This is a genomic window from Nostoc sp. CENA543, from assembly GCF_002896875.1.
Lineage (GTDB): Bacteria > Cyanobacteriota > Cyanobacteriia > Cyanobacteriales > Nostocaceae > Trichormus.
The window spans coordinates 2054031-2079738 of sequence record NZ_CP023278.1 but is presented as its reverse complement, the minus strand read 5'-3'; the positions used below and the strand labels follow the sequence as shown (position 1 = coordinate 2079738).

General features: G+C 39.5%; 19 protein-coding genes and 1 pseudogene. 7 read left to right on the top strand and 13 right to left on the bottom strand.

Annotated elements, in window-relative coordinates:
- Positions 1 to 143 precede the first annotated feature (143 nt).
- Positions 144 to 2135, top strand: a complete 1992-nt coding sequence (locus CLI64_RS08650) for an ABC transporter ATP-binding protein (protein ID WP_103136837.1) — start codon at positions 144 to 146, stop codon at positions 2133 to 2135.
- 399 nt (positions 2136 to 2534) lie between these two features.
- Here the strand turns inward: CLI64_RS08650 and psaB are convergent, their stop codons facing one another.
- Both psaB and CLI64_RS08640 read right to left on the bottom strand, forming a co-directional pair.
- Positions 2535 to 4763 (bottom strand): photosystem I core protein PsaB, encoded by a 2229-nt coding sequence (gene psaB / locus CLI64_RS08645; protein WP_103136836.1) that lies wholly within the window; start codon positions 4761 to 4763, stop codon positions 2535 to 2537.
- A gap of 358 nt (positions 4764 to 5121) precedes the next feature.
- Positions 5122 to 5337 carry a hypothetical protein gene (locus CLI64_RS08640; protein ID WP_103136835.1) on the bottom strand — a complete coding sequence of 72 codons (216 nt, stop codon included), beginning with the start codon at positions 5335 to 5337 and terminating at the stop codon, positions 5122 to 5124.
- 289 nt (positions 5338 to 5626) lie between these two features.
- Between CLI64_RS08640 and CLI64_RS08635 the strand changes: the two genes are divergently transcribed.
- Positions 5627 to 6244, top strand: coding sequence for a DUF4142 domain-containing protein (locus tag CLI64_RS08635; protein ID WP_225977539.1), 618 nt, complete (start codon positions 5627 to 5629; stop codon positions 6242 to 6244).
- Between the two features lie 263 nt (positions 6245 to 6507).
- Here the strand turns inward: CLI64_RS08635 and CLI64_RS08630 are convergent, their stop codons facing one another.
- Complete coding sequence (locus CLI64_RS08630; protein WP_103136833.1) at positions 6508 to 6999, bottom strand: hypothetical protein; 492 nt, start codon at positions 6997 to 6999, stop codon at positions 6508 to 6510.
- Between the two features lie 762 nt (positions 7000 to 7761).
- Between CLI64_RS08630 and CLI64_RS08625 the strand changes: the two genes are divergently transcribed.
- Positions 7762 to 8025, top strand: a complete 264-nt coding sequence (locus CLI64_RS08625) for a hypothetical protein (protein ID WP_103136832.1) — start codon at positions 7762 to 7764, stop codon at positions 8023 to 8025.
- On the opposite strand, the gene CLI64_RS08620 is transcribed toward CLI64_RS08625, so the two are convergent.
- Both CLI64_RS08620 and CLI64_RS08615 read right to left on the bottom strand, forming a co-directional pair.
- Entirely contained in the window at positions 8022 to 9449 is a 1428-nt protein-coding gene (locus tag CLI64_RS08620; protein ID WP_192881733.1) for a pentapeptide repeat-containing protein, read from the bottom strand. The two genes, CLI64_RS08625 and CLI64_RS08620, sit on opposite strands and share 4 nt — an antisense overlap.
- 192 nt (positions 9450 to 9641) lie before the next feature.
- Positions 9642 to 10466 (bottom strand): pentapeptide repeat-containing protein, encoded by an 825-nt coding sequence (locus CLI64_RS08615; RefSeq protein ID WP_225977538.1) that lies wholly within the window; start codon positions 10464 to 10466, stop codon positions 9642 to 9644.
- A 232-nt stretch (positions 10467 to 10698) separates the two neighbouring features.
- On the opposite strand from CLI64_RS08615, the gene CLI64_RS08610 reads away from it, so the two are divergent.
- The gene (locus CLI64_RS08610; protein ID WP_103136831.1) at positions 10699 to 11874 is read left to right on the top strand and encodes an FAD-dependent oxidoreductase; all 1176 of its coding nucleotides are present in this window, start codon (positions 10699 to 10701) and stop codon (positions 11872 to 11874) included.
- Between the two features lie 322 nt (positions 11875 to 12196).
- Here the strand turns inward: CLI64_RS08610 and CLI64_RS08605 are convergent, their stop codons facing one another.
- From CLI64_RS08605 to CLI64_RS08590, 4 genes are all read right to left on the bottom strand, one after another.
- On the bottom strand, positions 12197 to 13282 hold the full coding sequence (locus CLI64_RS08605; protein ID WP_103136830.1) for an AI-2E family transporter: 1086 nt from the start codon (positions 13280 to 13282) through the stop codon (positions 12197 to 12199).
- 48 nt (positions 13283 to 13330) lie between these two features.
- Positions 13331 to 14764, bottom strand: coding sequence for a bifunctional orotidine-5'-phosphate decarboxylase/orotate phosphoribosyltransferase (locus tag CLI64_RS08600; RefSeq protein WP_103136829.1), 1434 nt, complete (start codon positions 14762 to 14764; stop codon positions 13331 to 13333).
- 126 nt (positions 14765 to 14890) lie between these two features.
- Positions 14891 to 15613, bottom strand: coding sequence for a molybdopterin-dependent oxidoreductase (locus CLI64_RS08595; protein WP_103136828.1), 723 nt, complete (start codon positions 15611 to 15613; stop codon positions 14891 to 14893).
- 209 nt (positions 15614 to 15822) lie between these two features.
- The gene (locus tag CLI64_RS08590; protein ID WP_103136827.1) at positions 15823 to 16425 is read right to left on the bottom strand and encodes a cytochrome b/b6 domain-containing protein; all 603 of its coding nucleotides are present in this window, start codon (positions 16423 to 16425) and stop codon (positions 15823 to 15825) included.
- 106 nt (positions 16426 to 16531) lie between these two features.
- Between CLI64_RS08590 and CLI64_RS31505 the strand changes: the two are divergent.
- From CLI64_RS31505 to hppD, 3 genes and pseudogenes are all read left to right on the top strand, one after another.
- Positions 16532 to 16630 (top strand): annotated as a pseudogene (locus tag CLI64_RS31505) (IS1 family transposase); the annotation flags it as partial.
- 90 nt (positions 16631 to 16720) lie between these two features.
- The gene (locus CLI64_RS08585; RefSeq protein ID WP_225977604.1) at positions 16721 to 17815 is read left to right on the top strand and encodes an NYN domain-containing protein; all 1095 of its coding nucleotides are present in this window, start codon (positions 16721 to 16723) and stop codon (positions 17813 to 17815) included.
- 176 nt (positions 17816 to 17991) lie between these two features.
- Positions 17992 to 19020: a 4-hydroxyphenylpyruvate dioxygenase gene (gene hppD, locus CLI64_RS08580; RefSeq protein WP_103136825.1), complete on the top strand. Its 1029-nt coding sequence runs from the start codon at positions 17992 to 17994 to the stop codon at positions 19018 to 19020.
- Positions 19021 to 19123: 103 nt separating this feature from the next.
- Here the strand turns inward: hppD and CLI64_RS08575 are convergent, their stop codons facing one another.
- The 4 genes from CLI64_RS08575 to CLI64_RS08560 form a co-directional block, all read right to left on the bottom strand.
- The gene (locus CLI64_RS08575; protein ID WP_103136824.1) at positions 19124 to 21358 is read right to left on the bottom strand and encodes a TOMM precursor leader peptide-binding protein; all 2235 of its coding nucleotides are present in this window, start codon (positions 21356 to 21358) and stop codon (positions 19124 to 19126) included.
- Between the two features lie 427 nt (positions 21359 to 21785).
- Positions 21786 to 22049 carry a hypothetical protein gene (locus CLI64_RS08570; protein ID WP_157943223.1) on the bottom strand — a complete coding sequence of 88 codons (264 nt, stop codon included), beginning with the start codon at positions 22047 to 22049 and terminating at the stop codon, positions 21786 to 21788.
- 124 nt (positions 22050 to 22173) lie between these two features.
- Complete coding sequence (locus CLI64_RS08565) at positions 22174 to 22470, bottom strand: hypothetical protein (protein WP_103136822.1); 297 nt, start codon at positions 22468 to 22470, stop codon at positions 22174 to 22176.
- Between the two features lie 442 nt (positions 22471 to 22912).
- The gene (locus CLI64_RS08560) at positions 22913 to 25579 is read right to left on the bottom strand and encodes an S-layer family protein (protein WP_103136821.1); all 2667 of its coding nucleotides are present in this window, start codon (positions 25577 to 25579) and stop codon (positions 22913 to 22915) included.
- Between the last annotated feature and the right edge of the window lie 129 nt (positions 25580 to 25708).

The window sequence follows — 25708 nt, the reverse complement described above, 5'->3', positions numbered from 1 at the left end:
GGTGTAGGGGTACAGGGGTGTAAGGGTGTAAGGGAAAGACTTTTTCATGTTTTCTTGTGTATGCAGTTCAGGACAGCTACTTAAATGCAAAACTACTGCTACAATCCAAATAATTTTTACTCAATAGTCATACCAATACTCCTATGAGAGAAACTGTCCTAGAAGTTCGCAATCTCCAAGTAGAATTCTCCGGTGATGGGGATACTATCAAAGCCGTAGATGGGATTTCGTTCACACTCAAACGCGGTGAGACTCTAGGAATTGTAGGAGAATCAGGTAGCGGCAAATCAGTTACATCCCTAGCGGTGATGGGTTTATTGCAGTATCCCGGTAGAATTAGCGGCGGAGAAATTTGGTTTCGTCAACAGGCGGATGCTAATCCCATCAATTTAGTAGAGTTACCACCCCAGGAAATGCAACTATACCGAGGTGGGGACATCGCGATGATTTTCCAAGAACCGATGAGTTCCCTAAATCCGGTGTATACAATTGGGTTTCAACTCCAAGAAGCCATTCAACGTCATCAAAATGTCACCGCCGAAGAAGCACAAAAATTAGCGATCGCAGGTCTGCAAGAGGTTAAACTTTTACCTAGTGATGAGCAGCTAAAACAACAATACCTCGATACTTGGCGAGAAATTCACCCCCACGCCTCCGTTGATGAATATCAGGTGGTGCAGATGGTGAAACAGCATAAGGACTCTATGCTAGAACGCTACCCTCACCAACTTTCTGGGGGACAATTGCAACGGGTGATGATTGCAATGGCGATTTCTTGCAACCCCTTGTTACTCATTGCAGATGAACCAACCACAGCCTTAGATGTTACCGTTCAAGCCACAATTATCGACCTGCTAAGAGAATTGCAGCAAACTCGTGAGATGGCGTTGATTTTCATCACCCATGATTTAGGTTTAATTTCAGAAATCGCCGATGAAGTGGCGGTGATGTACAAAGGTAAAGTTGTAGAATACGGCGCATCGGAGCAAATTTTCCATCATCCCCAGCATCCCTACACTAAAGGTTTAGTTGCTTGTCGTCCCACCCTGAACCGTCGTCCCCAAAGGTTACTCACAGTCTCAGATTATATGACTGTGGAGGAAACGCCTACAGGACAATTATTGATTCAAGAGAAAGAACCTGTTGCACCGCCAGAAGTGAATGGTCATGAAATTAGCCAAAGATTAATTCAACTAGAAACACAACCACCCCTGCTGCAAGTGCGTGATTTGAAAGTAGCTTTTCCCATTAAAGGGATATTGGGAGGGACAAAACGCTATCACATGGCTGTTGATGGTGTTTCTTTTGATGTCAAGCCAGGAGAAACTCTAGGTCTAGTGGGAGAATCTGGTTGTGGAAAGACGACTCTAGGCAGAAGTTTATTATTATTAATTGAACCAACAAGCGGTCAAATTATCTTTGATGGCCAAGAAATCACAGAAAAAATCGATGCTTTTGGTTTTGCACCTTCTATATCAATTTCTCCCAAAAACTGGTTGCGGTCACGGGATGAAATTTCCTTAGATTTAGATGTCAAACTAGCACTGCGCCGCCGCAAAATCCTCAAGGGTCATAAAATGCCTAATTTACGGCGGGAAATGCAAATTATTTTTCAAAATCCTTTTAGCGCACTTGACCCTAGAATCAAAGTAGGGGATGCGATCGCTGAACCGTTAGTTATTCATTCCATTGGTAAAAATCGCGAAGAACGGCGTGAACGCACAGCTTACCTGTTAGAAAGAGTCGGTTTAAGTGCAGATGCCATGAACCGTTATCCACATCAATTTTCCGGTGGACAACGCCAAAGAATTTGTATTGCCCGTGCTTTAGCGTTAAATCCAAAATTTATTATTTGTGATGAATCAGTATCAGCCTTGGATGTGTCCGTACAAGCGCAAGTATTGAACCTCCTCAAAGAATTGCAAGCTGAATTTCAACTCACTTATATTTTTATTTCCCATGATTTAAGCGTCGTCAAATTTATGAGCGATCGCATTTTAGTGATGAATCGTGGCAAAATTGTCGAACAAGGCACAGCCGAAAGCATCTACCGCGAACCCAAGGAAGCATATACACAAAAATTAATTGCATCCATTCCCACTGGTAGCCCGGAAAGGGTGCGTTCTCGGAATTAGGGAATGGGGAAAGCAGGGGAGGCAGTAGGGCTAATTCATTGTCAAAAGAGAAAAAAGCTGATTTAAATCATGGCAGAGAAATCGAAGTGCTTTGGTCAATGAATTAGCCCTAGGGGGGCAGGGGGCAGGGGGCAGGGGAACAATGCCCAAATAAAATCCCCCTTTGATAGCAATAAAGGGGGATGATGGCAAATAATCAGAGGAAATTTGAAACTTTCTTGGAAACAAACAGTTAGGTTTAAAACCGTACTTCGCAACGTTCCGCTAACACCCTTGGTGTGTAGCTGAATTAATTGCGTTAGCGTACCCCTCCGGGGAAGCAAGCTACGCGGTAGCGTCTCGTAGAGAAGCGGGACGTTAGTCCATTGCGAATTGCGAATTGCGAATTGCGAATTGGTTTTATCCGAATTTACCGGCGGTTGAAGCTATGAGGAATGCCGCATAGGTCAAGACATAACCGACGGTAAAATGTGCCAAACCAACTAACCAACCTTGGACAATAGATAAAGCTACAGGCTTATCTTTCCAACGGACTAAGTTGGCTAATGGTGTGCGTTCGTGCGCCCAAACTAGGGTTTCAATTAGTTCTTGCCAGTAACCACGCCAGCTAATTAAGAACATGAAACCGGTCGCCCAAACTAGATGTCCGAAGAGGAACATCCACGCCCACACAGATAAATTACTTGTACCGTAAGGGTTATAGCCATTAATTAACTGTGCAGAGTTCGCCCAGAGATAATCTCTAAACCAACCCATGAGGTAGGTAGAGTTTTCATTAAATTGGGCAACGTTACCTTGCCAAATACCTAAATGCTTCCAATGCCAGTAAAATGTCACCCAGCCTAAAAGGTTCAACATCCAGAAAAAGGCGAGGTAGAAGGTTTGCTCCCAAGAGGAGGTTTGACAAGTACCGCCACGACCAGGGCCATCACAGGGGAAAGTGAAGCCGAAGTCTTTTTTATCGGGCATGAGTTTACTACCACGGGCATCTAATGCACCTTTCACACAGATTAGTGTAGTGGTATGTAGACCAAGTGCGATCGCATGGTGAACTAAGAAATCTCCAGGGCCAATAGTTAAGAATAGGGAGTTAGTCCCAGAGTTAATTGCATCTAACCACCCTGGTAGCCAGACATTGCCATGATTGGGATAGGCTGTAAAGGCAATACTATCAGGATTGGATAATAGTGCATCCATGCCATACAGTAATTTACCGTGGGCAGCTTGGATAAATTGAGCAAATACCGGCTCAATTAAAATCTGCTTTTCTGGTGTCCCGAAGGCAACTACCACGTCGTTGTGAACGTATAACCCCAGTGTATGGAAACCCAGGAATAACGACACCCAACTTAAGTGAGAGATAATCGCTTCTTTGTGTTGGAGGACGCGGTCTAACACGTTACCTTTGTTTTGGTCGGGGTCGTAGTCCCGCACCCAAAATATTCCGGCGTGGGCAAAAGCCCCAATCATCAAGAAACCAGCAATATATTGATGGTGGGTATATAACGCCGCTTGGGTGGTGTAGTCCTTCGCCATAAAAGCGTAAGGCGGTAGGGAGTACATATGCTGGGCTACCAAGGAAGCGGCTGTTCCCAAAGCTGCTAAGTGAATACTTAACTGGAAGTGCAGAGAGTTATTGTAGGTGTCGTAAAGTCCTTGGTGGGGGAGGTTAAATTGGCCTTCAGTGCGGATACCAAAGAAATTTCTCGCATTGAGCATTTCTTTGATGCTGTGACCGATACCGAAGTTAGTGCGGTACATATGACCGGCGATAATGAAAATAACTGCGATCGCTAAATGGTGATGTGCCATATCAGTCAACCACAGAGATTGTGTTTGGGGATGAAAGCCACCCAAAAACGTCAAAATCGCTGTTCCCGCACCTTGAGACGTACCGAAGATATGTCCTGCTGTATCAGCATTTTGAGCATACACACCCCAATTACCAGTCCAGAACGGTGTTAAGCCGGCTGGGTGAGGTAAGGTTGTTAAGAAGTTATTCCACCCCACATGAACCCCACGGGATTCAGGAATGGCGACATGAATTAAGTGACCAGCCCAAGCCAAAGAACTGACACCAAATAAACCCGCCAAATGGTGATTTAACCGAGGTTCAGCACTTTTAAACCAAGTCAAACTAGGGCGGAAGTTGGGTTGTAAATGCAACCAACCAGCAAAGAGAAATAACGCCGCCAATAACAATAGGAACACCGAACCAATGTATAAATCATTATTGGTTCGCATCCCAATGGTGTACCACCAATGATAAACACCAGAGTAAGCAATGTTCACTGGATAGTTAGCACCGCCTTGGCTAAAAGCTTCTACAGCTGGTTTACCAAAGTGCGGGTCCCAAATCGCATGGGCGATGGGACGGATATGTAAGGGGTCTTGAATCCAGCGTTCAAAGTTACCTTGCCAAGCTACGTGAAACAATAAACTCGAAGCCCAGAGGAAAATAATCGCTACATGACCAAAGTGAGTAGCGAAGATTTTTTGATATAAATTTTCCTCTGTCATCCCATCATGGCTTTCAAAGTCGTTACCTTGAGCCATTGCGTACCAAATACGCCGCGTCGTTGGATCTTGAGCCAGATCCTGGCTAAATTTAGGATATTTTACTGCCATGTATGTTGATCACATCCTTCTGTACTAAACCAAGTTGCTATTGTGAATGTGCTAGTAATTTTCGGCAATTTTGATAGCAAACTTGGTATTTACGGAGATACATCAGGCTAATTTAAGACCTATATTTTCTAGGCAATGTGATGTAATTAGTCTTGATAGGAGTATTAAAAAAATCCACTACTACTTCCATCACACCAGAGGAAGAGATTACTATTAAATAATTTTGTACCGGAGCTTAAATCTAAAAATCAATATTTTTTTGTCAACTTTATGGTTGCACATCATATTTCGCTAAATTTTAGAAATGATAGGTATTTTTCCCAAAAAAGAATGTCTTTAAGGCAATTGATGCCTGATTTTAAGGATTGATAATGCCGTAGTAAATAGCAGCCACAAACAAAATAGCTAACAACCCTAAAATCAACAAACCGCGTAGCAAGATAGCGAAACTATCATTTGTAGATATTTTTTGGCTCTGTCCTGGAATATCAGGAGTATTTACAGCTTGCTTAGATGTATTTCTTGTCTGCAAGGATGCTGCTTTTCCTATTGTTGATTTATCTCTAGCTTTCATATATTGACAGGAAATTTATGATGAGAATACTGCTATTTATTTAAAAAATAGTTGCTGCCTACATCATCCCTGAGAGTTAGATTAATTTAATCTATAGCTCTGCTCGTTGGTGAAATAATGTTAACTATGTTAGCAGTTTAAAATACATGACTTTTTATAGTTGATCGTAACTATTAATTCATTTCATTTGATAGAGGTTAGAGCTATTCAAGATAATTAACTTACTAAATAAAAGTGTTGGACAAGAGTCATTGACTCATATTGAAATTTTGGCAACAAGTTGGTAATTATGTCTAAATTTCTTTTCAAACTAATTAAGAAAATGCGATTTTTACAAAGAACGACCAATCTGATTAGCATTATAGGATTAAGTGCGGCGATCGCCATCACTGGTAATCTACAAATCAACCCCCAAGCAACCGCTACCAATATCAGCCAAAATCCTGTTTCTGCAACTAGCCAACTAACTCAACTTGATAGATGGTACGCCACAGAAGCGGCTCAAGCTGGAATGGCAGAAATTGAAATGGCTAAATTAGCATTACAGAAGTCTCAGAATAATAATGTGAAAGAGTATGCCCAGCAAATGATCAAAGACCATACACCTGCAAATCAAGAATTAATGCAATTACTCACTCAAAAAGGAATCACTCCACCTAGCAATGTAGGAGTTAAATATCAAGCCTTAATTGAGCAGTTATCCAAATTATCCGGCGAAAATTTTGATCAGGCGTACATTAATGAAGCTGGTATTAATACTCACATGGAAAATTTAATCTTTAGTAGTCGTCTGCTGCAACTAGGTGAAGATCAAGATTTGAAAGCTTTCGCAGTTAAAAATATGCCCTTAATAGAAGCGCATTTACAATTGATCGAGAAACTTTTCCCACAACCCACTCAACAATGACAAGGGAGACTATTGACTAATGTACAGGCAGGCTTAGGGACTTTCAACTAAAAAAATATACAGTCGCTGTGGTGAGCAGGGGGCAGGGGGAAAAATCAAAATCTTCTCTCTCGGAAATTGGATAATTTATTTTCTAGAAGTCTCTTAACCAAAATATCTTTTTAACAACGTAAATCTCTCACAGAACCCGCCCCTAATAACCACTGACTAATGACTAATGACTAATGACTAATGACTAATGACTAATGACTAATGACTAATAACTATCCTTCTTCCCAAGCTTGGCGAATTTTCCGCGATTTGATTTCCCCCCTCAATAAACAGACGGGACATCCACAGGGTTTCTTTCCATGCGCTTCTGGATAATATCGCCAGCCTAAGACTTGCGGTAAAGCTTTAATATGCTTAATCTCATTAGCAGCGATTTTACGGGGAATGAAGACTTCATACCCTTGGGGATTCTTCGCCTGCATGATAATTCCGGCTGCTTCTGCAACGGTTATATGTAAGTGCTGACGATTATAGTGTCCGACATAGACTTCCTGCTCATCAGGAATGCGAAAATAAACACCACAAATATTCCGTTGTCCAGAACGCTTGAGTTCCCTTAACCATTGATGAGAAATGTAGAAATCAGGAATTACCGGCATAGCAAATACACCTTTGGGATATTCCTGTCGATGAAATTGCGGCTTGATCCCAGAACGTAAGACTGAATTACGATTGTTTGTTGAAGTCAGATGAACTAACAGCACGGTTACTTAAAAGCGGATTGAAATTAGCACTAACTTAACTCATTGTGTTAAGAATGACCGATACTCTATTTAATTCAATTTGATTCATCTCGATTTACGAGAATTTGACATTACATTATCTTGACTTAATATATTTTTTATAAAAACAATAAGAATCTGCTTACGTAGAAATACTAGATTTAATCTATAGTAATCTTATACTTATCTTTATACAGGATTCATACTTGATTTTTGAACAGATACGTAGATAGGTAGTAGCGTGGCAAGCCTTAAATGTTGCAAAAAAATTGTAGGTTGGGTTGAGCAAAGCGAAACCCAAGACTGATATCTATGTTGGGTTGACGTAAGGAAACCCAACCTATATCTAATACACGATTTTATCCTTGCCACGCCACTACACATACTAATATTTTTCAGAAATCAAATCGGACTCCTATATATTCGGTAATTGCAACAAAATAGCAATGATTAGCAATATTTCTTGATATTATTTTGACTATTTTTTTTGGTTAAAGTTTTTTATGGTTACTGATTAAACCTGGGACTAATCAGGTTCAGCTACAAGACTTACTAGAACAGAGATTTTATTCATTCCTATGGTGCGGATAGTTATCAGATTACAGAAAATTGCAAATTTTTTGACAAAATTAACGTTAAGAGAGTAAACCTTACTGTATTGATTGTTGATGCTCTTTGCATTTAATTATATCTAGCTACTGATTATTATTAATAACCCCCTCTAAAAAAAGTCGAGTCATTATTATGATCAATCCTCTAGAAACCGAAGACAGTAGATTTGATGGAGAGACGTTTACTAAAGTTTTTATTTATACAATTTGTGCTGCTACTGTTTTAACAGCTAGTATTTTAGTCGCTAAGTCTTTTATTTTTAATGGTGGTGCTGTCGAGCAATCGAGTTATCCTACTTCAATTCCCTGGATTAACAGTAAATTAGACTGTGAAAATACTGGGCGCAACTGGATAAATAACAAGTGTTGGGATAAAGAACATAGTGCAGAGTTTTAACTAGACTGTCGCCAATGTATGGGAATTTCGATGTGATCAGGTAGTTTCGTGGTGCGATCGCCAATTGCTAGACTAAGTTGTTGAGATACTAGGTTTTTCACGCCTGTCAGAATCGCTCCCGCCAATTTGACATCAAAAAAGTCAGTTTCGGCTAAATTTGCTCCCACTAAATTGGCTTGGCTCAAGTTAGCTTCGTAAAGGTTGGCTTTTTGCAGATTTGTACCCATAAGATTAGCTTTAGATAAATCTGCTTCGGTTAAACTAGCTTCTGTAAAGTCAGCAAAAATAATTTCTGTTTGTGTTAATTTAGCAGCATTTAAATTTGCTCCGCACAGATTCGCACTATTGAGGTTAGCTCCTTGCAAGTTCGCTCCAATCAAACCACAAAGAGACAAATTAGCTTTCCCTAATTTCGCCCCTTGTAGGTTAGCAAGAAATAATTTCGCATTGGTTAAATTTGCTACTTTTAATGTGGCTTGTTGTAAGTTGGCTTTGTAGAGATTAGCACCTTGCAAGTTCGCTGCACGCAGGCTAGCCCCTGTGAGATTTGCTTCTCGTAAATTCGCACCATACAAATCTGCACGGTTGAGGTTTGCACCTTGGAGATTTGCACTTTGTAAATTAGCTCTTACTAAGTTGGCTTCATAAAGAAAGCAGCCAGATAGTTTAGCGTTTTCGAGATTTGCATCACTGAGGTTACAACTGTGCAAATCTGCTCCCCTTAAATCTGCTCCGCGCAAGTCTACTCTTTGTAAATCAGTCCCTAATAAATCTGCGCGCTTTAAATCTGTAAATCGCAAATCCAGTTTTTTATCTGCGTCATCCTGTTGAGAATTACGCCTACCAATTACAGTTAATGCGGCTTGAATATCTCGACGCAGTTTAGGAAACTCTTCTAGATGATCATCTTCATAGTTTTTTGGCTGAATTAAAGAGGTGGCTGTATTTTCTTCTTTGTAGTTTTCTGCTTCTAAATCAGCATTTTCTCGCACAAATGCTGTGAGAATTTCCATAATTGTCCAATGTTCTTGAGGAAAATCTTGGGCAATTTTTTCTAGGACATAAATGGCACTGGTGCGGGTAGCCATTTTCTCATGTCCTAGTTGGGCAATAGCTGACATTAAGCGTTCTGAAATTAATCTATCTTGTGATAGTTTGACATTTTGCAGACTAATTTCGAGGTTTTTTTCCGCCGCGATCGCACTTTTTTGTATAGCATCTATGCGTTTTACGGTATAGTAGGCATGGATAGTTAAACCCAATCCCAAAAAGGCGATCGCAATTGTAGTTAATGCCTGATTTCTGTATTGTAGTTGTTCTTGAATCGATAAGTTATCAGGAGTCGCAAACAACCATGAAATCAGAACGACACCGCCAACAAATATAATTACTGTACCAATTAACCATTGCCAAGGTTTCGCCATTTTGTTGGCAGATATATTAGTAATATTTCTCACCACACAGAATTATTACTGAATAATAGTTAGATATTCCCACCATCATAACACAAGAATTTACTGAGGCGGTGATTACGGCAAAAATCGCTAAGGGAGAATATTTATGTAATTTGCCAGGGAAATTTTCTTTGCTTAATTATTATACTTAATGTTTTTCTCTTACGTAAATTTGGCTTCTCGCAGATTTGCTTTATCTAGAATGGTTTCATGCAAATTTGCCTGCTGTAAATTGGCAAGATAGAGATTTGCCTGATATAAATTAGCACTAGTAAGATTAGCCTGACTGAAGTTAGCTGCACTCAAAATGGCACCAGAAAGGTTGGCATTGGCTAGATTTGCACCGCTTAGGTTAGCTGCACTCAAAATGGCACCAGAAAGATTAGCTTGACTTAAGTTTGCACCAGCCAAATTTACATGATATAAGTTTGCCCACTCTAAGTTAGCTCTTTGAAGATTTGCACCCCGCAAATCACAATGACTTAAATCTAGTTGTGCATTCTCTATTTCTGGTTGGCGATGGATTTGAGTAATGACAGTTAAAATTGCCTGAATCTCTGCCCTAATTTTATATGTAGGGCTAGTATTTACCTTTGTATGCTGTCGCACAAAATCACTGAGAAACTCCAGAATTACCCAAGAATATTGGGGATAATGGCACGCTAAGTTTTCTAATTGAGTGACGGTTGCCAGCAATTCTACAGTTTTTTGCTGTTGCCAATACTGAACCACTAAATGACACTTTTGTCTAATGACATCAGGAGAAATATTTTGTGGAAAATCTATATTTTGAATGATGTTTAATATAGACAATTGATTATGGATAAATGTCTTGGTGGATTGATGATAAAAATCAATAATTATGTTCAACATCAGTAATACATTTAGCAAAAAAGGATATCGTGCTATTTTCTCTATACTATAAGAATTTGAGTAGTGGTAGATATAACGATTATATGCAGGTTCACCAATAGAAAAATCACTCATTTGTTATATGTATGTAAAATGTAACTGCTGCAATTCGTGATTTCCAGTTATGATTGATACGTAATAACTAGATTGTTTTTGGGATATTTAGCAGTAAATCATGAATTTGCCGGAAAAATTATCTTTCGTAAATAAAAAATGTATTAATTGATATTCTCAGCTAAATTAAATAAAGTTATATATAATACAACCAAAATTTTGAGAAAAAATCTTAAATTACTGATAATTCACGATGCGCGCCCAAAATTTAGTATTAGTTGGTGGTGGTCATAGTCATGCTATTGTCCTCAAGCTATGGGGAATGCAACCCTTAGCGGGAGTGAATTTGACTTTAATTACACCCACATCAACCACACCCTATTCGGGAATGTTACCAGGACATATTGCCGGATTTTATAGCCGCGAAGAATTTTACATTAACTTACAAAAATTAACTGAATTCGCTCAAGCAAAATTATATTTAGATCAAGTCGTAGACATTGATTTACAAAATCACCGAGTAATTTGTGCTGAACGTCCGCCTGTCAATTTTGATCTATTATCTATTGATATTGGCAGCACCCCTGCCACAATATCCGTATCAGGTGCAGCAGAATATGCCACTCCCGCTAAACCAGTAGATAAATTATTAGAAAATTGGTATCAATTATTAGCAAATGTCTCTCAAAATCCCCAAAAAGCAGTTACTATAGGGATTGTTGGTGGCGGTGCTGGTGGTGTGGAATTAGCTTTATCTATGCAAGCACATTTGCAGCGTATTTTACAACAAGCGCAACAACCGCAGCAAAATTTAGCCATCCATTTATTGCAACGTCACTCTCAACTCATGCCACATCATCACCCATCTGTACAATATCAAGTACAGCAGGTCTTAAGCGAGCGTGGTGTGAAATTACATCTAGGGGAAACCGTATCGCAAATTGCACCATCCCTGAAAAAAACAGCAGCATTGGTAGTCAGGTGTGAGTCTGGGTTGGAGTTAGAATGCGAACAAGTCTTTTGGGTAACACAAGCATCCGCACCCCAATGGCTAAAATCCACGGGATTAACCACCGATGAACATGGCTTTATTTTAGTAAAAGATACATTGCAATCTCTCAGCCATCCAGAGGTATTTGCTGCCGGTGATATTGCGACGATGAAGGATCATCCCCGACCGAAAGCGGGGGTATTTGCTGTGCGACAAGGAAAGCCATTATTTGAAAACTTGCGACGTATGGTATTGGGTCAACCACTCCAACCCTACAAACCACAGCAACAATATCTCAGTTTAATAGGTACGGGAGACAAAAGAGCGATCGCCACCAAAGGTTGTTTAACTCTACCACCGCATCAACTACTGTGGTGGTGGAAAGATAAAATTGACCGTCGTTTTATGAATAACTGGGGAATGGTGGCTAAAAATTAGCCAATAAAAAGACCCCAGCTAACGCCGGGGTACTGATGATGTATGCCATCAACTCTATTCCTAATCATAGAGAATGACATTTTCTGGGAATAAACGCATCCGGGAAAATGCAAAAATTGCATAGCTTTTATGATTATTTAACAACTAAGTAAAATTTCTTAGGTACGAAAACCCTTACCAGCACTAAGTTTGAGTTCGTATTTCTCACTAAATGATGGAAATGCGTAATCATCATGTTAAATCTTCGACTCAAACTGTCCTCAATTTTGAAGTTGGAATTCCCTACACCCCTATTTCTTCAGAAGCATGATCCTCAATTTATTTATGGGGTTTCTCCCTTGCCCCCTGCCCCCTGCCCCTTGTCCTCTTTTTGACTAGACAGAGAATCCCAACCATCAATAATATCTTTGATTAAACCCGCCGCAGGTACAGCCACCAATAAGCCTAACAAACCGCCAACATAAGTACCAACAAGCAAGGAAATTAGCACCCACACAGGTTTTACCCCCGTTAAACTACCTAAAAGACGGGGTGCGATCGCTTGGTCAATGATTTGGTCGATAATAATAGCTACTACTAACACCTTCACAGCCAACCAAAAATCATAAGACACAATCACTAAAGTAATCACACTCAGGCTGACAAGATCACCGAAGGGAATCAAACTAAAAACACCAATTCCTAAACCAAAAAGTAACCCAAACTGCACTTGAAAAGCCAGAAACATCAGTGTTTGACAAGTACCTATCAACAAAGCTAGAGTCCCCTGTCCCAGTAAATAATTTTGCAGATTTTTCTGGATTGAATCTCCGACTTTTTTAAGAGAATTACCAGGTAACTTATGCCAAATACTATCCCAAATCCTTGACCCATCTAATAAAAAGTAGAAAGCCAGAACTACTGTAATTAAAGCTTCAGATAAACTATCAATAGTATCTATCACTATAGTGACAAACTTATCAGAAAGATATTCTAATTCATCTGGAATTTTATCAGTGATTTTTGTCAAGATTTGACTTAAATCAATATGCAGTCTTTCACTAATAAATAAATCATTTAAATTCTGGATTTTTGCTTGGGTAGAGTCTATCCATTGAGGTAGCATTCTCACTATCTCATTCAACTGTTCTAATGCGATGGGCAATAAGATAATCCCTACAGCTACTAATATTAGTAAAGTGACAAAAAATACTAATCCCACAGCGTAGTTACGCTTCATTCCCCTTTGCTGAAGGAGGGAAACAGGATAGTTTAAAATAAATGCCAGTAAAGCCGCCAATACCAAAATTGTTACTAAAGGCTGGAAATAGTGAAAAAATTTACCAACCAACCAAATATTCAGAAACACTAGCGGAAATAACAGAGTTATAATTAACCACTTAATTAATTGATTCAGCGAAATATTCATCCCTGTTAGCCTATCCCTGATAACATCCACGCATCATATTGTAAAAAACTATAAATCACTCAAAGCCGAAAATTGCTCATCATCAATCTTCCCACATTGATGCAGGATATTTGTAATTTCGGAAATCTTTAACACCGCGTGACCACAATAGCCATTGGCTGATAACCGTTCTTTTACTCCTTGTTCATGGTCAATAAAAACCACAATATCATGCACATTTAAGCCGGCAGATTTTAACTTTTCTGCCCCTTCCATGACACTTTTACCACTGATGAGAATATCATCAACAATAGCTACAGTTTCTCCTGGATGAAAATTACCTTCAATTAATCTCCGAGTTCCGTGTGCTTTTACCTCCTTCCGAGGAAAGATCATAGGACAATGCAAACGTAAAGATAAGCCTGTAGCCGTAGGTAAAGAACCATAGGGGATACCTGCTAATCGATCAAAATGCAAATTCCTCAGAATTTCTTCATAACCACTGAGAACTTGATTAAATACTTGAGGATTAGAAATAATCTTGCGTAAATCAATATAATAAGGAAAAGTCGCGCCTGATGCTTGAACATAATTGCCAAACATAATGCAACCGATATCATAAAGTTGCAAAATTAAATCTTGATAAGGATGCTGATTCGGAACAATAACATCTGAAAACCAAACAGCGCAGTTAGAATCATTTTGAATTACCTGCGTCCTCATCTGATTGATTTCTGTACGTAACGCCTGAATTTTCTCAGATAAATTTCCTGCACCCAACATATCTTGAGGGACAGGAATTAATAGTCCATTTCTATTACTATCTAACCCAGCCGCGAGCATATTATTTAAATTACTTCCCTCACCCCATACACTACGCGCCATAATTATCCGTTCCGGCGCGACAGCACGAATTTGAGACAAAATCTCAGCATTGGTAGTTCCTACTTCTAAACCCAATTGTTCAGGAGTTCCCCAATTTCTAGATTCTTTTGCTACCTGTAAATAAAGGGGTGATTCTGGTGTAGGATATTGTTGTAAAGCTTCTGCACCTGGGTTAGAAGTACAACACAAAATAAAGACAGCTTTATCAGGATAAACCAGAAAAGGAGCTACATGATCCTGTCCTGTATAGGGAGTGAGGGTAATTGCATCAACTTGCCATTCTGTAAATACTGTGCGAGCAAAGATAGTGCTAGTATTTAAATCACTATGTTTAGCATCCAAAATAATCGGGATGTGATGGGGAATAGCTGCTAAAGTTTTTTGTAGTAATTCTAAACCAGGAATTCCCAAAGCTTCGTAAAAACCCAATGTTGGTTTATAAGCACAGACAAAATCAGCAGTTTCAGAGATGATAAGTTGTAGCCATTGCCATAAACCATCAATAATATTTTGAGACTCATACCTAGCCGGCATCATCTCTATATTAGGGTCAAGTCCGACAAAGAGTAAGCTTTGATTTTGCGAAATAACCGTTTGTAATTTATCAGAAAAAATCATGTTGTTTAGTTAATAGTTATTAGTTAATAGTCAACAGTCAACAGTCAATAGTCACTACCTATTACTTATTACTTATTACTTATTACTTATTACTTATTACTCAGCACTCACCACTCACTCCAAACCCTAAATACCCGCAAACCATTCATAACCCAAATCTTCCCAGTAGCCTCGAAAATTGGTTAAATGACTGGTGAGAGTAATTTGAGTTACCCATTTACTTTGCTTGTAACCAAGTTTAATTGGTGAGGCTAGACGTAAAGGCGCGCCATTTTCTACTGGTAAAGGTTGACCATTTTTTTCATAGGCTAATAGTGTTTGGGGATGTACAACTGAAGCGATATCCCAACTTTCGTAATAACCATCAGCAGATTTAAAATAAGCATACCTGACATTACTTTTAGGACGGGATAGTGCAATAATTTCTCTTAAACGTATACCTCCCCACTGCACGATCGCAGCCCAGCCTTCTACACAAACATGACGTATAATCATGGAAGTTAAGGGCAAACTCTGAATTTCAGCCATGCTCAAACTTAATGGCTGTTCTACTTCACCATCTATAATTAACCGATATTTTTCTATATCAATAATCGGTGTACCACGAAAACTATTAACTATTAATGCTTCCGGTTGAATTGCGCTAGGTGCAAACTCTGGTATTGGCTTTTGTGGTTGAAATATTAGCTTCTCGACTTTTTGATTTAGTGGTTCTGATAAAGTACCAATTAAATCTTCAAATGTTGGTGTACCACAACCACCAAGCAAAAAACTCATACTGGAAATTCCTGAAATCTTCAGAAATCCCCGACGGGTTAATTGAGGACGATTTAAACGAATTAAATTCATATTTAAAATATTACCAATAGCACAGTATCAGTAGAACAAGGTGAACAATTAAAGGTTTGTAGAGAGAACTAAAATTCTCTCTACGAAAGCTCCGCGAACAGAAAAGGACTAAAGTCCTTACTACCAACTGAATACTAGTATTTTTACATTGATTAACATAGTTTTTTCAGTGAATATTTGTAGCTGGGATGAATCAGGAGGTTTGATTACTACTGCCAAAACATTGATGATGTCAGTTCTTCTCCTCCAGCTTTTTTTCCTAAAAATGAATGAATAATAGTAAATATAACTACCATCGGCACAGAGATAAAATGGACAATTCTCAATCCTTGCCACCCTCCAAACATATCAACAATAGCAGGAAATTGAGCAGGTTTATACATTCCTATGCCGGTAAATAATGCCAATAGCAAAATCGGAATAATGGAGGTGTAAACAATGCGATGCCAAGCATAAAATAAACGCTTAGGATTTTGAGTTTTTTGTAAGGCTTTGATGTCGTTAACACCAACAAATCGATGTCGCCAGCGTCGAGTAATTAAAACATAGATGCCATACCATAAAAGATTTAGGGAAAATAACCACATAGCTGCAAAATGCCAATGTCTACCACCAGCTAACCAACCCCCTAGTGTAAATATGGGTGGTATGTGTAAACCCGCACGTCCACCAAACACAGGGTTAGCGTTGTAAATTTGCAGTCCACTTGTGACCATTAAAAATAAGCTAACGATGTTGATAGTGTGGAAAATTTTAGCCCCTAGTGCTTGTGTGGGTAATTTTCTTATCTTAGGGGGAATCGTCGTAGTCATAGAATTAAATGTTAGGGTGAGACAATTATATTAAAAAATGTGAAGCAAACTTTTCAAATCACATACTTAGAGGTAATCATCAGCACAAGCAGTGCTGAAGAATAAAATGAAATGTCCTCATTGTGCATCAACCTCATACCGCAAGAATGGTCATCGCAAGGGTAAGCAAAATTACCTGTGTAAAAATTGTGGTAAACAATTTCTAGAGTATGTATTACCTCATACTCCCGCAGATGAGTTGATAACTGATAGCAATGGACATAATCACATATCAGTTTCCCCAGCACCAGAACTGATGACAGAAACATCTCAACCACAAAATCTTCATGGTGGTTTGAGTGGCATTTTCTTGGAAGAAATAATCCGGAGTTTCTTAGATAGTGGTTATTTAGAATCTCCGGCTGTCTGGGAATTTGTGCAGAGAATTCAGCAGCAAATTCAACAGAAATCAACTTCAGAAACATCAGGCATAGCTGTATTATTATTGGATGTGGAGAACTTGAAAATTAATGCTGAACTTGAAAATTTTCTAGCTAGTGTAGGCAAATATCCTCTCCAAGTCAAAATAGGCTTTGCTAACTGGAAAAATACTAGTCTGGGCAAGCAAGATGTGGATTTATATGAACGTGGTTATCAACTTGTTCATGTACCTGATGGCAAAGATGGTGCAGATGCGAAAATGATGACTGTAGGTGCAAATATTTTAAGTTATTACCCTCATGCTAGGGAAATATTTGTCTGTTCTGGAGATGGTATTTTAAATCATTTATGTAATGCCCTGCAAAATCAGGGTTTGATAGTGTATTGGGTACGCAGACAAGGTCAGAATTTACATATAGAAAATCGCAATACTGGAAAATATATTTTCTATTCTCTGTCGTCATCTAGTGAAATTCCTTCCTTGGCAGATGTGGTACATAAAATAGAAAGCCTGATTAAATCTGAGCAAGAATCTATTGAGGCGAAACTAAATAATCTGGTGGCGATCGCCCATCTATTTCAAGAGCGATGTCATTTAGAATTGCAGTATGAACAACCAGCTAAAGAAGAAAAGAAATTACCACCAGATAACTACACCCAGACAACTACACCAACTACAAAAGCTTCACCTCAAGAAATTAACTCCCAAACAGAGTTAGAAAAAATACTGCTAGAAATTATTGCCAATTATACCAAATCTGCTCAAGATAAATTATCTGTATCTAAACTCAGCACCGAATTACAAAGAAAATGTGGGCAATCTCCGAATGCAATTATCAAAAAGTTAAAACTTGGTTCTAGTTTTATCAAGTTTTTGCAGTCATCATCCCTATTCACCTTGAATTTCGACGGTAAAGAGTATGAAATCACTAATTCTCAAAATCAGCCTTTAGGATGTGTCAATTTATAGAACCAGTTGTGTAAGAGTTTGGAGATAATTCATCCTTAATACCTATGTCCCTAAGAGCAAGTGGGAAAAATCATGAATAATGTCTGGATAATTATTGCTTAGGCAAGACTCAAAAATTTAGTGATAACCACAAAATCTACAATGATATTAGCTGTGGTGCTAGATTTTGAGAATATATGAAAATTGATCACGTACACTTTTATGTAGAAGATGCCAAAGTCTGGCGAGATTGGTTTGTCAACTACCTGGGGTTCACATCAGTAGCTAGTATCCATTCTTTCCACACTTGCACAGAAGCGGTAAAAAGTGGTGTGGTCAAGTTTTTGCTGTCTTCGCCATTATTACCTACTAGTCCAGTTGCTGAATTTTTGCGTCAACACCCTCCTGGTGTAGCAGATATTGCCTTTGCAGTTCCAGATGTGGAAGAAGCGATCGCCCATGCGGAAATTAACGGTGCTACAGTCTTACAATCTGTTGAGGAACGCCACGTAGGTAATTCAACTTACAAATGCAGCAAAATCGCCGCTTGGGGTGGTTTGACTCATACCTTAATTGCTAGTCCTCCAGAAATCCATCCCACTGCACCCCATCAACTCATTACTGGCATCGATCATATAGTTTTGAATGTCGCCGCAGGTGAGTTAGAACGAGTCGTGCATTGGTATGAAAAAATTTTTGGTTTTCAACCCCGTCAAAGCTTTAAAATTCAAACTGCGCGTTCGGCTTTGTACAGTCAAGTTATGGTTTCTCCCCAAGGTGGCGTACAGTTACCCGTGAATGAACCAGCCTCCCCCAATTCCCAAATTCAAGAGTTTTTAGATTTTAATCGCGGTGCGGGAATTCAGCACATCGCCCTCAAAACAGCCAATCTTATCCAAGCGATCGCCCAATTTCGTCAGCGTGGTTTATCATTACTCTCAGTCCCCCAAACCTATTACAAACAACTCCAAAATCGCCCAGGACTACCCCTATCACCTGTAGAATTAACAGCGATCGCACAACAAGAAATTCTAGTAGACTGGCAGCAAGATTCTGATCAAGGAGTGTTACTGCAAATTTTCACTCACCCCATCTTCGGACAACCAACCTTTTTCTTTGAATTTATTGAACGTCGTTCTCAAGCACAAGGCTTCGGAGAAGGCAATTTTCGCGCTTTATTTGAAGCTATCGAAAGTGAACAAATTAAGCGGGGGACTTTGGGGTAATGGGGACTGGGGAGTGTGGGGAGTGTGGGGAGAGAGGGAGGGGGGAAAGATTTCTTCCCTATCCTCCCACACCTCCCACACTTCCTGCTTGCCCCATGCCCACTTAAATAAACATCGGAATTGGGTTCAGTTCGCTTTCTGGTAATGGTGTTTTTAACCAACCCAACTTTACGGGGACATCATAAAGCCTACCAGGTGCAAACTGCGCCCAAAAGTGGCGCAAACCAGGAACAACTACCTTGACTACAGACATCCCAATATCTGGTTGTGTTTGGTCTAACACCAACATTTCTAAACCTTGTCGCGCTGCTAAATCAACGCAGGCTAAAACATCTGTCAGCAGATTATCACTACAATAAGGTGTATAGTCTGCATAGGTTTTCGCTGCTAAACTCTGATTGGGAGCTAAGTAAGGTTGATTTTCTAATGTCGCAGTCATACACCAATTCTGCATATCTGGACGCGTAAACTTAGCTGACGCATGGGGATTTGCACCTTGTGATAGAAATACCATCTGATTCATTTCTGTCACGGCACGTAATAGGGCAATTTTGGCATCAAAATGAGTCCCAAAACCAAAGAGAATATCTTCCGGTTGATGGTTCACTTTTCTGGAAATGGCAGCAAAAGTAGGAATATTGAAATCAGTTGTGATATCTAAAACCCAAAAATCTCTGCCGTAAATTTGGTAGTAGGTTTGCAGATGATTTAAATAGGGTTCTGCAAAACTCTGCAAATTCACCGCCGGTCGAGATATGCGATTATACCACCACATCGCCACCGCATCCCTTTCTACCAATTCCATGAATCCTTGCAGTATGGCTTCCTCTTGACAAGTACCCGCAGATGTGCCGTTAGTATCTGCATAACAAAAGCAGTGATTTTCCGCCAGAGGATAGCCATAATAACAATAGGCTGTAGGAATGTATTTAAATTTTTGCTGAGTTAGTGACCAAATAGGTGTCCAATCAATCACTTCACTGGCATTAAAGGGATCTGCAACCCATTGAATAATATGGTGTTGCTGATTCCAAATCTGGCGATCGCGGTACTGATCTGCACTATACTGCATTAAGTCATGGGGATGAATTGCTAATTCTCCCAACTGGGCATAGGTGGCTTTGATGGTGATTTCTTCCCCTGTGTAAGTACCTGAGTAGCGTTCTATGGCTTCTCCCACAGCACTCATTTTTGCCTGTGCTGCCGTTTTACCCTTGCCAAAACTTTTAGGACGCGCCGCCTTACCTAAATCTTTTAATTCCTTACTAGCTATAGGTAAACAATGTTCTGCAACATAGGCGTGGACTAGCTCATTATAGGGAAATGGTTGAAATAATTGCTTAATAATCCCAGTAATGGGGCTGATATGATGTTCATACTGTGCCGCCGCTAACTCAGGTAAATATTGCCGATATCCACCATCATCAACTAACTGCTTCTTCCTGTCAGTTAATAGCAATGGTTGCGGTTGTGTATGCGCCAAGTGCATCAATTCACCACAACAACGACACTGGGGACGACGCACGACAAAATGACGTTGTAAATTGAGATTGATTAAATCAAAAGTGAGAATAGTACCTTCCAGAGAATGGTGTTCTGGATGAGTCACCCATTTAGCCACCTCTGTCGCTATCAAATTCAGTCCTGTCTGTAAAGTAGAGGCTAAAGCCGCGCGCGCTACCGATAAAGGTTCGTTGCTTTGTTTTTGTTCTTGAATAAAAGACTCAACTTCACGATTAATTCGCAGTCGTTGCGCGAGACATTCCCAGCATCCCGTCTGATAAGGACGAAACATCGGGCCAATCCAAATCACGCCACCTATAGGTTTTACTAATAACCAAGAACGATTTGCTTGTAAAGCCTTACGGTTGAAGTCTGCTAACCCTGGTTGCAAATAATCATCTGTCAGTACAACACTAAATTCCCCCGCATCAGCAACTCCAACATTGAGGGATGCAAGTATGGTTTCTAAGACTTCCCCAGTCACGTTACCAAATGTCGTAATACTAACTTTAGTTGACCGCAGGCGTTGATCAACTATCTCCGTATTGCGGTTGAGCAATTCCCAAAAAGCAGACTCAGCAGGTGGTAAGCTATCTGTATTAGTAATATAGCCTTTCCGTTCTAACTGTTCTAAACCATAAGTAATTTCATCAATCTTCGCTTTACCCTCAAGATGGGCAGCTATTTCTGCTACTGTATGCACGCCTGTGAGTAGAGGTGCTAAAAGACAGTACAAATACCCGTTCAGTACAAAATGTCCCTTTTCACTTAGTAAGAAGACAGTGCGAGGGGGACAGACTTCCACATGAAAGCACTCTTTAAACTTTGGCTTCATCACAAAGATATGAGGAAGGAGAAAAGTATTTATGTTGATATAGGAATCTGATACCAATTCGCAATTCGCAATTCGCAATTCGCAATGGACTAACGTCCCGCTACGCTCTAAGCGCAGCTATGCCGCAGGCTTTACGCAATTAAAAAACTTAGATGCAGCAAAACTTTCAGGGTTTACATCTGTATCAGGTTTTTCGTGAAATGGTATGATTTGATTCCTGAAATACTGAATCTAGGGAAGTCACTAACGGGGAACAGAATCTAGTTCAAAAATATGATGTCTACAGTCTACGGGAGTGTTACTTTATACCCGTCATTCACTGTGAGTAAAACAATGCGATCGCCAATGATAGATTGATCACACAAAGCCTATCATAGCCGATAACAAAGAAAGATGAATCTGCTTAATTGTTACAGCCGATGGTTGTTTAAATATTTCTTATCCAACTTTGGTAGCGAATTGAGCCATTAGGGTCATAAGCTACACTCACAGCACTATTATCTACATTGACAAAGCCTTTATCTAGTTGCGGTAGTTCTGCTACTATCACTGTAATTTCACGCTTCTGAGTCGTGATTTGAATATTACAGCCACCAGTGACTGCTGCCAATTCTTCATCCGACAAATCTGCAATTAAATTCTCAGGCATCTGTAGATTTTGTGATGATGCGATCGCCATATTATGAGGCATAAATTAAAATCACCTTTTTGATGTCAAATTATAGTTAATATCTAGTTTATTTTAATCAGGTGAATTTAGCTCTGGCAATCAATGACATCATCACTTGTTATCTGGTTTATGAAATATTTATTTGTTACATATTGCGTAAATGGTGTTTATATCTGTTTGAGCCATTAGGGTCATACCACAAACCAGCTTTGGAATCAGTGATATAGGATGAAGAATGCAATTTGCCATTGATGAAGAAATACTCTGTAATCTTATATCTGCCATTAATTGTTTCCACTTCGCATTCATTTCCTCGTTGGTTATACCACCCACAACCCCCAAAACAGCTAGATAGTTCCTCATCGGTGAGGTCTTCAATCAGTGAGTCTACAGGTTTTACTAATTCTTTTTCCACAGCCATATCTACCTTAAAAATGAACATGAAAAACTGGACATTATTGGCAAAAATAATGTCAGTATGAGCCTATAAATACACTTAATTACCTTAAGTATATTCAGTGAAATTATTGAAAAAATTGAGCCGCAACCGTACTTGTGCTTATAAATTATCCCACCTTTGTGAAATCATTTATAAGCACAAATACAGTAATATCGAGGCTGCAATATTCGGTATGAAGTTGAGTAAATTTTACTTCAAGGTTTATGAGTTTTGTTAACCGTGGGATCACTGATATATTAATTAGACTAGCAAATGCCGATTGTTAAACATGATAAAACTTGGCAATATCACCAATTAATCTAGATAAAGCTGCTGTCATTATTGAGTGATTTACGTAATTAGAGGACAGGTAACAGGCAACAAAAACTATCTTGATTTGGGGAAAATATTCAAATGTGAATCATATATCTGGAAATCAGTAATATTACAGAGCCGGACAAGTCACTGGTGTAAATACGGAACCATGAGAGGTAGTAACTGGTGTTTGGGTTGTCAGCAGAATATTGCCTTGGGGGGTGACTACTAACCCTTGGGCTTCGATAATTTCATTAGGGTAATTCGGAGCTGGACTTTGAGAAACAATAGTAGATGAAGTGCGATCGCTGCTACTATGAATCGGAACTGTCTGCACATCTTCCAAAATCGTGTCACTACCCAAAGCCACCTCTGGATTTTGTGGTAGTCCACTCCGTCCAGTCACTACAAACCGACTGAATTTTTCAGGATTTTTCGCACCACAGCCTTGCTTAATTAATACAGAAGCATCATTGGGTTGAACTGGTAACTCGACAATTCCTTTACTGGGATCGGCGGCTAAAGTATTGACTTCTACATTTCCACTCAAGCCAAACTGAGAACTAGCAGTAATATCGCTTTTTAAAGTCAATTCTGGACGAAATTCAATATTAAAAATTCCTTTAGCAGTGATTTCAATATTTCCACCCCGTCCCTGAATAGCATTCGCCGTAATATCGCTATTTTCCGCAGCCACCAATATATTCGTATTAATTATGATATTGCCACCGTTACCACTACCATCTTTAGCATCCGTAGTAATCCGGCTACCATTACGCAACAACAAAATATCTCTCGCCTGGAGTGTAATATCACCACCTTCACCAGACTTAGTAGTGGCTAAAATCCCCCCTGCATCCTGATCAGGATTTCCCCCATTATCCAGCAATATGGAATTCGCTCTTACTAACAGGTTGCCACCTTTACCTCGTCCCGCATTGTCCACCCTTAAACGAGAACCGCCAAGAATCAATAATTTATTCGTATTAATTTCTACACTCCCCGCATCATTGGGATTATCTTTGTTAAAAATGCCAGCAGAGATAGTGCTAAATGATGGTGTGGGATTAGCCGCATTTTCTCCATATGTAATCAAAGCCCCTTGTCCTAATAACTCTATAGAGTCACTGCTATTGATAGTCAGTAGTCCTCCCTTACCTAAACCCAATGTCTCAACAGCAATGATTGCTCCATCTTGGACAGTTAATTTCTGAGTATTAATAGTGATATTTCCAGAATTACCCTTGGAATCAAGATTTGTACTACTGAATATTCCACCTGCAAATTGAAAAATAGGGGAAATACCACTAACATTGATAGAACTACTAGCATTAATAGTTATATCCCCGCTATTTCCTTGGGCGGAAGTACCCGCAAAAATTTGCGCCCCATCACGGATAAATAACTTTTGTGTATTAACTGTTAAATTCCCCGCCTGTCCACTAGCTGATTCTTGCACTGCTGTGTACAAACCACTGGCTAAATAATCACTAGTGGAAACACCTAATAATTCTACAGATTCAGCAGCATTAATAGTCAAATTGCCACCTTGAGCTTCACTAAAAGTAGCGGCTGATATTTGCGCCCCACTTTCCACAATTAATTTTCCCGTGTTGATAGTTAAATTTCCCCCGATTCCGCTACCGTGGGTATCTGTTGATATCCCTGTAAACAGAGAATAATCTAGTGAATCAACACCGTTTAATTTCACTGCATCACTAGCATTAATAGTTAAATCTCCTCCTGTTCCTGTGGAGTCAGAAAAAGTTGCAGTGGAGATGCGCGCTTCTCCATTAACTTGCAGTTTTCTAGTATTAATAGTGATTCCTGCACTATCACCACTACCAGCATTTTCAGCAAATAACCCATTGATAAAAGTTTGCTCAGTGCTACTACTTGTAACTATTACCTTGTCTGATGCGTTTAAAGTAATATTAGCTCCAGAAATAGACCCAGTTGTTTCCGCACTAATGCGAGAATCTTCAATAGTGATCTGCTTGCCCGTAAGTTGAATACTACCGCCCCCATCCCCATTGGTAGTTAGTTGAGCTTGATTACTAATGAAAACATCTGCTCTTGCATAATGGCTAGGTAAACTGAGTTGAGATTGGTTCTGTGTTAGTTGTAATCCCACTACACTACCAGCACCTGCTCCCACTAGTTCAATTCGCCCATTTTCCGCCTGTAATTGACCACCATTGATATTAACTTCACCACCAATTAATGCCAATGTGTAATTTGGTTGTACAGTCAATTGAACTGCCTGCGATTGAATAGCGGCAGGGCGATTACCATACTGTAAACCAATGGGAACACTAACACTCAATAGAGGCGAAATTTGAGAGGGAGAAGCATAAAACTCTGTACCATCAGCAAATTTCAAACTGTTAGCAGTAGTAGCAAAAAAAGAACCACCGATTTCTAATTGAGCATGGCGGCCAAAAATAATGCCATTGGGATTAATTAAAAAGAGATTGGCATGAGAATTAGCCTGAATTTTACCATCAATAGTAGAAGGTAAGTTACCAGTAACTCGACTAATAATATTTTGAATATCGGCACTATGATTAAAATTTGCCGAGCCGTTTTTAGGCACAGAAAATTGGCTAAAGCTATGAAAAAGATTACTACCTACTTGACTACCACCTGAAATAGTGAAATTAATCCCATCATTCGAGGTAACATCTGTAGATAGAGTCTTATCTGTGGCGATCGCTTCAGCCAAAGTAATGCTGCTAAATAAACAATTAGATGTGGCAAATAATACAGCGATGCCAACATGATAGAGAAGTTTCATAAACTTTAGTTGATATCAGCATTTGTTTTTAGTATGCCCACAATCACTGACGGATACCTTCGGCCGTTAAGGTACTCCCCCTGCACCCTGCTCCCTTGCTCTCCTCTTGTCATCAAGTAGTATTTATTC

Coding starts and splice junctions, on each gene's coding strand:
- CLI64_RS08600 (WP_103136829.1), bottom strand. CDS start 14,764: ATGATTTTTTCTGATAAATTACAAACGGTTATTTCGCAAAATCAAAGC.
- CLI64_RS08610 (WP_103136831.1), top strand. CDS start 10,699: ATGCGCGCCCAAAATTTAGTATTAGTTGGTGGTGGTCATAGTCATGCT.
- CLI64_RS08585 (WP_225977604.1), top strand. CDS start 16,721: ATGACAGAAACATCTCAACCACAAAATCTTCATGGTGGTTTGAGTGGC.
- CLI64_RS08640 (WP_103136835.1), bottom strand. CDS start 5,337: ATGAAAGCTAGAGATAAATCAACAATAGGAAAAGCAGCATCCTTGCAG.
- hppD (WP_103136825.1), top strand. CDS start 17,992: ATGAAAATTGATCACGTACACTTTTATGTAGAAGATGCCAAAGTCTGG.
- CLI64_RS08650 (WP_103136837.1), top strand. CDS start 144: ATGAGAGAAACTGTCCTAGAAGTTCGCAATCTCCAAGTAGAATTCTCC.
- CLI64_RS08565 (WP_103136822.1), bottom strand. CDS start 22,470: ATGTTCATTTTTAAGGTAGATATGGCTGTGGAAAAAGAATTAGTAAAA.
- CLI64_RS08615 (WP_225977538.1), bottom strand. CDS start 10,466: ATGAGTGATTTTTCTATTGGTGAACCTGCATATAATCGTTATATCTAC.
- CLI64_RS08575 (WP_103136824.1), bottom strand. CDS start 21,358: ATGAAGCCAAAGTTTAAAGAGTGCTTTCATGTGGAAGTCTGTCCCCCT.
- CLI64_RS08635 (WP_225977539.1), top strand. CDS start 5,627: ATGTCTAAATTTCTTTTCAAACTAATTAAGAAAATGCGATTTTTACAA.
- CLI64_RS08570 (WP_157943223.1), bottom strand. CDS start 22,049: ATGCCTCATAATATGGCGATCGCATCATCACAAAATCTACAGATGCCT.
- CLI64_RS08560 (WP_103136821.1), bottom strand. CDS start 25,579: ATGAAACTTCTCTATCATGTTGGCATCGCTGTATTATTTGCCACATCT.
- CLI64_RS08620 (WP_192881733.1), bottom strand. CDS start 9,449: ATGGCGAAACCTTGGCAATGGTTAATTGGTACAGTAATTATATTTGTT.
- CLI64_RS08590 (WP_103136827.1), bottom strand. CDS start 16,425: ATGACTACGACGATTCCCCCTAAGATAAGAAAATTACCCACACAAGCA.
- psaB (WP_103136836.1), bottom strand. CDS start 4,763: ATGGCAGTAAAATATCCTAAATTTAGCCAGGATCTGGCTCAAGATCCA.
- CLI64_RS08605 (WP_103136830.1), bottom strand. CDS start 13,282: ATGAATATTTCGCTGAATCAATTAATTAAGTGGTTAATTATAACTCTG.
- CLI64_RS08595 (WP_103136828.1), bottom strand. CDS start 15,613: ATGAATTTAATTCGTTTAAATCGTCCTCAATTAACCCGTCGGGGATTT.
- CLI64_RS08625 (WP_103136832.1), top strand. CDS start 7,762: ATGATCAATCCTCTAGAAACCGAAGACAGTAGATTTGATGGAGAGACG.